The organism is Tropicimonas sp. IMCC34011 (assembly GCF_003390865.1).
Classification (GTDB): Bacteria; Pseudomonadota; Alphaproteobacteria; order Rhodobacterales; family Rhodobacteraceae; genus Tropicimonas_B.
In genome coordinates this window covers 1-734 of the sequence record NZ_QMEJ01000010.1, presented here as the reverse complement: position 1 = coordinate 734, position 734 = coordinate 1, and the positions used below count along the sequence as shown (strand labels likewise).

General features: G+C 60.5%; 1 pseudogene. It reads right to left on the bottom strand.

Features of this window, described 5'->3' with window-relative positions:
- Positions 1-508 precede the first annotated feature (508 nt).
- Positions 509-734 (bottom strand): annotated as a pseudogene (locus DQG15_RS17970) (hypothetical protein); the annotation flags it as partial.

The window sequence follows — 734 nt, the reverse complement described above, 5'->3', positions numbered from 1 at the left end:
AGAACTGGTGCCCAGGAGATCGGTCACTCTTGGGTTGTGTTCTCGTTACAGGCCTCACCTCGGCGCTCTGCCTCAGTAAAACAAGGGGTATCCGCATGGGAGAGTCCCCGTCAACAGGCGCGGCGGGTACTACGGTAAGGACTACGGTGACGGTGAGGCGCTGGGCAGACCTGTGGGACCCAGTGCGGTTCCTGGTGGCGTACTCACATCGAGGTGCCATGGTGCCCATATCGGACGATCTGACAGCGTGTCAGAGGCGCACCTCTCCCTATGGGGGGCAATGCGGACCCGCAGGTGATAGATAGACCGCTGAGACATGCGACCCCTGAAACCTCTCGGGGGTGCTGCTAGAGGTCGGAGGGGAGGAGGTCACATCAGCCACCCTTACGGGTCCCTTGTTGGGCAGGTGGCTCTTACGGGTCCCCCTATGGGGAGTTTCCTGTTGTGATAGTGATGTGTTCCTCCCCCTCCTCCCTATAGGTATCCCTTCAGTGTCAGCTGATGGGGATCATGCAGCGGTGGGGAGTGGGTCCTCCAGATCGTGCTCGGTGAGAACGTCCACCACAGCCTCCAACCCTGTCTTCCGCCGGAAGGTGTAGGTCATGACGTTGGTGGCGATGCGTTGAGCCGAGGCGGGGACGAGGATGGCGTCGTGGATAGGAAGCGCCACGCCCCCGATGCTCTTCATCCCAAGAATGATCGTCAGGACCTCAACCATGATCTGGCTTTCGAGG